General features: G+C 65.7%; 7 protein-coding genes and 1 pseudogene. 3 read left to right on the plus strand and 5 right to left on the minus strand.

All coding sequences use genetic code 11. From position 1 onward, the window contains the following. Nucleotides 1-255, plus strand: a 255-nt coding sequence (locus AC2VOR_RS05075) for a VapC toxin family PIN domain ribonuclease (protein WP_486963306.1), incomplete at its 5' end; no start/stop codon positions are given. Between the two features lie 240 nt (nt 256-495). On the opposite strand, the gene AC2VOR_RS05080 is transcribed toward AC2VOR_RS05075, so the two are convergent. Further along, on the minus strand, nt 496-894 hold the full coding sequence (locus AC2VOR_RS05080) for a DUF732 domain-containing protein (protein ID WP_486963307.1): 399 nt from the start codon (nt 892-894) through the stop codon (nt 496-498). A gap of 207 nt (nt 895-1,101) precedes the next feature. Between AC2VOR_RS05080 and AC2VOR_RS05085 the strand changes: the two genes are divergently transcribed. Beyond that, nucleotides 1,102-1,500, plus strand: a complete 399-nt coding sequence (locus AC2VOR_RS05085) for a VOC family protein (RefSeq protein ID WP_407688733.1) — start codon at nt 1,102-1,104, stop codon at nt 1,498-1,500. A 13-nt stretch (nt 1,501-1,513) separates the two neighbouring features. Here AC2VOR_RS05085 and AC2VOR_RS05090 read toward each other — a convergent pair whose 3' ends face one another. From AC2VOR_RS05090 to AC2VOR_RS05100, 3 genes and pseudogenes are all read right to left on the minus strand, one after another. Further along, nucleotides 1,514-2,338, minus strand: a complete 825-nt coding sequence (locus tag AC2VOR_RS05090) for a hypothetical protein (protein ID WP_369737387.1) — start codon at nt 2,336-2,338, stop codon at nt 1,514-1,516. After that, nucleotides 2,335-2,943, minus strand: a complete 609-nt coding sequence (locus AC2VOR_RS05095; protein WP_407688734.1) for a TetR family transcriptional regulator — start codon at nt 2,941-2,943, stop codon at nt 2,335-2,337. The genes AC2VOR_RS05090 and AC2VOR_RS05095 overlap by 4 nt, the downstream gene beginning before the upstream one ends. Nucleotides 2,944-2,987: 44 nt before the next feature. Beyond that, nucleotides 2,988-3,250, minus strand: a pseudogene (locus tag AC2VOR_RS05100) (hypothetical protein); the annotation flags it as partial. A 210-nt stretch (nt 3,251-3,460) separates the two neighbouring features. Here AC2VOR_RS05100 and AC2VOR_RS05105 point away from each other — a divergent pair. Further along, nucleotides 3,461-3,946, plus strand: coding sequence for a peptidoglycan endopeptidase (locus tag AC2VOR_RS05105; RefSeq protein WP_407688735.1), 486 nt, complete (start codon nt 3,461-3,463; stop codon nt 3,944-3,946). Between the two features lie 326 nt (nt 3,947-4,272). Here AC2VOR_RS05105 and AC2VOR_RS05110 read toward each other — a convergent pair. Further along, nucleotides 4,273-4,772 (minus strand): guanylate cyclase (locus AC2VOR_RS05110; RefSeq protein WP_486963308.1); only part of this gene is annotated, 500 nt, incomplete at its 5' end.

A 4,772-nucleotide genomic window follows, 5' to 3' on the forward strand; every position in this document is an offset into this window, starting at 1 on the left:
ATCGCGCTCGGGTCGATCTCGCAGCGGGATGTGGTGCTCGACCTGCTCGCGAATCTGCGCCAGTTCCCGACTGTCCACCACCACGAAATCCTCCACCTCACTGATCGACGCGCGCTCTGGGGGCGTGGCCTGAGCGCAGTCGACGTTCATCTCATGGCGGCGGTCACCATGGTCGCAGGCGCGCGGCTCTGGACGAGAGACAAGCGGTTGAAGGCCGCGTCGGCCGATGTGGGCGTCGCGTTGTTCGATGCTTGACGGCGTTCGGCGACGCGGCGTGATCGAGTTCCGGTTCGCCGTGTAGCCGCCGGCAGGCCGCGACGAACCGCGCGATCAAGCTGGAATTCTGTACATGTCCGGGTGATCCACATCGCGCAGCGCCGCGACGTCTACCGATGAGGCGGCGAGGTCGAGTTCCGGTTCAACGTGTAGAGCGGCGCTTTCAGCGTGCGGGATGTTCGTACGCGGGGCCGACGGTCGTCGGGGAGTGCCGAGCGCTCACGCCGATTCGACTTTCGGCTCCGGGGGCGCCGCGGGCGCTGACGGAGCCGGGCTGGGAGCTTGGGGTCCCCTCTTGGGAAGGGTGGGGACCGCGAGGGAGCCGTACTGGGGGCAATAGGCCTGGATCGCGGCGCCCGTGAAATAGGCGGCATTGAGCGGTGGCCAGTTGGTGGCGTCGGTGACCTTGGTGACCAGGTCCGCGTTGCTGGTGTCGGGGTTGCTGCCGAGGGTGGCGCAGACGACGGTCTTGGCGACCTGAATCGCTTTTTCGGGTGCGCCGTAATTCATGCCGGAGGTGTTGAGGTTGGCGAGGAACGCGTCGTCGGTGGCGTCCGCGCGGGCCGGTGCGGCGAATCCGAGGGAAACGACCAGCAACGCGATGGCTCGTACCACCATGACACCCTCCTCGAGTCGAATTCCGCGGCGTCCGGTGGCTGGCACTGGGGAGTAACGACGTGATCTCCGAAGATTTTAGCTGCCACCGCGCGCGCCCGGCGGCGAGTTTCGCGTGATCGAGAAGAAGTCCCGTTGTCGGAGGGTCTGCCTAGCATCGTCGCCCGAGCGCTGCAGGAGGCGGCGCGCCGAGTTCCCGCAGGAGGCCGCATGAAATTCGTTTCGACCCGCATCATCACCGCCGACGTGCAGCGGCTCGTCGCCTTCTACGAGATGGTCACCGAAACCGCCGCCGTTTGGGCAAACGAACTGTTCGCCGAGGTTCCGACGCCGGTCGGCACGTTGGCCATCGGAAGCGACAGGACCGTACCCATGTTCGGGGCCGGATCGGCCCAACCGGCCGCCAACCGAAGCGTGATCATCGAGTTCATCGTCGAGGATGTGGACGCCGAGTGGGAGCGGCTGCGTGGGCATGTCGGTGGGGCCGTGACCGAGCCGACGACGATGCCGTGGGGCAACCGGGCTTTGCTGTTCCGCGACCCGGACGGAAACCTGGTCAACCTGTTCGCCCCGGTGACGGACGAGGCTCGCGTCAAGTTCGGCGCGTGAGCACCCGGCACCCCTAGGGGTGAGTCACCAGGTACGTCTCGTTGCCCAGTCCTGCGGTGAGTTCGTCGACCTTGAAGGGCCGGTCGAGCCGTGCGTGCAAAGCCTTCGGATCGACCAGCAGGCTGATTTCAGCGGTTTGGCGGGCGAACAGTCGCCCGATGAACGGGTAGATCCGACGCATCAATGCCCGCTCCGCGGAGCTGCAACGTGATGCGCAGTAACCGACGTGGCCGATCTCGTCGGTGAGGATCTCGCTGTAGAGCAGTTCGATGCGCGCGGCGACAGCGGGTTCGTCGGCGAACAATTCGGCGCCGACGCGGCGCAGTTCGTCGAACATGACGCAGCCGGCCATCTCGGCGGCTCCGACGAACGTGAAGTTGAGCCGGTCGGGCATGAACACGGCCGCCTTGACGAACTGTCGCATCACGAAAGGCGGGGGGACAACCTGGAACGTCAGGTCGAACACGTCCAGGACGTATGCCAGCAGCCGGGTGTGATAATGCTCTTCCAGTTCGAGATAGACGTTCTCGGGCGGCAGGTTCTCGTCACTGTTGCGGCCGTAGGTCTCGCCGAGTCCCACGCCGAAGCGTTCGGCCTGATTGAGTTTGGCAGTGGCCAGCAGGAACAGCATTTTCCTGTCCAGGCCGGGTTCGGGCCGGCGGCGGCGCAGGTTGCGAAGAAAGGTCTGCCGGTCAGCGGGGTGGGCCGAGCGGACGGGGTTCGCTTCGATGTCGTCGAAGAATTGCTCTCGATTCGCCAGGCGCCTGTTGAGGAGGTCGGCGTCGCCGTCACGCCGGGCCAGGAATTCCCGGTAGCCCTGAATGCCCGTGCCGTTCATCGCTTCTCCATTCCTTTGACGATCGTTGTCACGTAACGGCTCAACGGCGCGGCGTCGTGCGCTCCGGTGGACAGCAGCGCGAACAGGCCGGTGAGGAAGAACGTGGCGAGTTCCCCGGCGTCGGCGGCCGGTGCGACTTGTCCGGCGTCTTGCGCGTGCCGGATCGCGCGCACCAGGAACTGTGCGAGCGGGTGCTGTTCCATTTCGTCTTCGAGCGGACGCGTCGAGGAGAAATGCAGTCCCAGCATGTCGCTGAAGACGACCGCGCCCAGCCGTTCTCGGGCCTCGAGCACGTGCCGCACCAGTTGCGAAAGCACCGACGCCAGATCGCCCTCGGCGCGGTCGAGTTCGCCGGCGATGCGGGTCTCCTCGTCGCGTTCGATCTCGATGAGGACGTGCTCTTTCGTCGGGAAGTGGAAGTAGAACGTCCCCCGCACGACACCGGCCGCGGCGGCGATGGCGCTGACGTCGGCGCCGCCCAGTCCGCGCCGCGCGATCTCGGCCAGCGCGGCGTGCAGCAGGCGGGCTCGCGTCTCGAGCCGTCGGGCTTCCCGCACGCCGCGGCTCGGCGATTCGGCGACGGCGGACGGTCGTGGCGACCCCATGAAGGCACATTACGACCGTCGTTGACGGACGTCAATGACGGCCGTCAATGAATGCGATTAGGCGTGGTGGCCGCCGTCGACAAGAACTTCAACGACGCTCGCAAGCTCGCGCCGATCGGCTGCTGGCTCTCGGCAGTCTGCGGGTGCACTACCCGGCCGACCGCCCGGCGGATGCCGGGTGGCCCTCGAGCCGGAAGAAGTCGCCGACCCGACCGGCGCGGTAGCGCAGCGGTGACCCGACGAACTCGCCCAGCACCGCCTCGCTACCGAGAGCCAGCGCCGTCGTCGCCGCCCCCACCAGTTGCGCCTGAGCAACTCGAGGGCAAATCCGCAGAGGTCTTGACTCGTCGACGCTGCAACCATGTGGCAACTCCCGGGGGAGGGGTGAATCGGCGGGAAATGCAAGTTTGTCAGCCGCGATTTGCTGAATGTGAGACGAAAGCCATTATCCACCACGCGGATGACCTGCGCCACAAATTTTGGCGCGCAATGAATGTAATTGCTAGCGTGCCTGCCCATGGTAGTTCTTGCCACGTTGATATCTCTTGTCAATCAGGTTTCCGGGACACCCTATATTTCAGGTGGGGATTCTCCGGCGGGTACCGACTGTTCCGGGTTGGCATCCTGGATCGCGAATGCGGCAGCCGATCGGCCGGTCTTCGGGAATCGCTTCGACACCGGTAACGAGGAAGCCGCATTGTTGGCGCGCGGATTTCACTATGGGACTGCCCCCGACGCCGTGGTGATCGGCTGGAACAGTGGCCACACCGCCGTGACGCTGCCCGACGGCACCGCGGTGTCCAGTGGTGAGCGCGGTGGGGTGCATGTAGGTGGCCAGGGCGCTTACCAGTCCGGATTCACCCATCACATGTTTTTGCCCATTCCTCCGGACGACGCGGGGACGCCGCCCCCGCCGCCCGACGCACCGGCCGTTCCGGTCGATGACGCGGCTCCGGATATGGTCGCTCCACCGCCTGAGGAATCACCGCCACCCGGACCCTGAATTTCGAATTCATAAGCGCGTATCAATGGCCGTGATTTCAGGATCCTGCGGACGATTGACACCGTGCCAGGGAATACGGACAGCCGACTGCGCAACGCCAATGCTTCGATATGCTCACGTTCCGGTCAAGTTTAGAAAACAATTTGCTATTCCGGCCACACCCGAATATCGATTGATGCGCGGGCGTGCCGCCTGGCCGAGGGCTGCGCGACGACGCTGCCGACAGCATGCAGGTCGCCGGGTGGGCTGTGCCCGTCGCCAGCACCACAAGTGCCAGCAGTGCGCGGCCGGCCGACTCGGTGCGCGCAGGAGGCCGGTTGGCTTTCCTAGTCAGTGGTGACGGCTCGGCCGAGGCTGACCGCGATCTCGTCGCCGAGTCGATAGCCGGCTGCCAACGGCAGGGTGTCACCGCTCCAAAACGAGCCCGGATCAAACCAATTCGCCTTCTTGTCCGTGACGAGCAGACCCATTTCCTCGTAGGTGATCGCCACCGTCTCCGCGCAGTAGGCGGTCTCCAGGCCGACGTGTTGGCGCGCTTTGCGTCGTTGCGTTGACTCTCGAACCTTGCGGTCCGCCCACGGGATCCCCCGCACCCAGTCGGCGGCGGTCGGGAGCCGCCCCCGCAACCACCGGCCGGTCAGCCGGGCGGTCGTCGGGAATGCGGTGCCGTCCATTCGCGCGATGACGCGCAGCAGTTTGTCCTCCTGCTCGCGGCTGGCGTATGGCGTGAGCTGACGCAGCCAACAGCGTTGGCGGTAGCGCTGTGTCCACTGCTCGACGGCCTGTTTCAGGTCATTGAGCTGAACGCCGCGGTGGTTGGTGCCCG

Source organism: Mycobacterium sp. TH-M103, from assembly GCF_057473785.1.

What these genes read in the sequence shown, in the direction of transcription:
- AC2VOR_RS05080 (WP_486963307.1), bottom strand. Translation starts at nt 894, where the DNA reads ATGGTGGTACGAGCCATCGCGTTGCTGGTCGTTTCCCTCGGATTCGCC.
- AC2VOR_RS05085 (WP_407688733.1), top strand. Translation starts at nt 1,102, where the DNA reads ATGAAATTCGTTTCGACCCGCATCATCACCGCCGACGTGCAGCGGCTC.
- AC2VOR_RS05090 (WP_369737387.1), bottom strand. Translation starts at nt 2,338, where the DNA reads ATGAACGGCACGGGCATTCAGGGCTACCGGGAATTCCTGGCCCGGCGT.
- AC2VOR_RS05095 (WP_407688734.1), bottom strand. Translation starts at nt 2,943, where the DNA reads ATGGGGTCGCCACGACCGTCCGCCGTCGCCGAATCGCCGAGCCGCGGC.
- AC2VOR_RS05105 (WP_407688735.1), top strand. Translation starts at nt 3,461, where the DNA reads ATGGTAGTTCTTGCCACGTTGATATCTCTTGTCAATCAGGTTTCCGGG.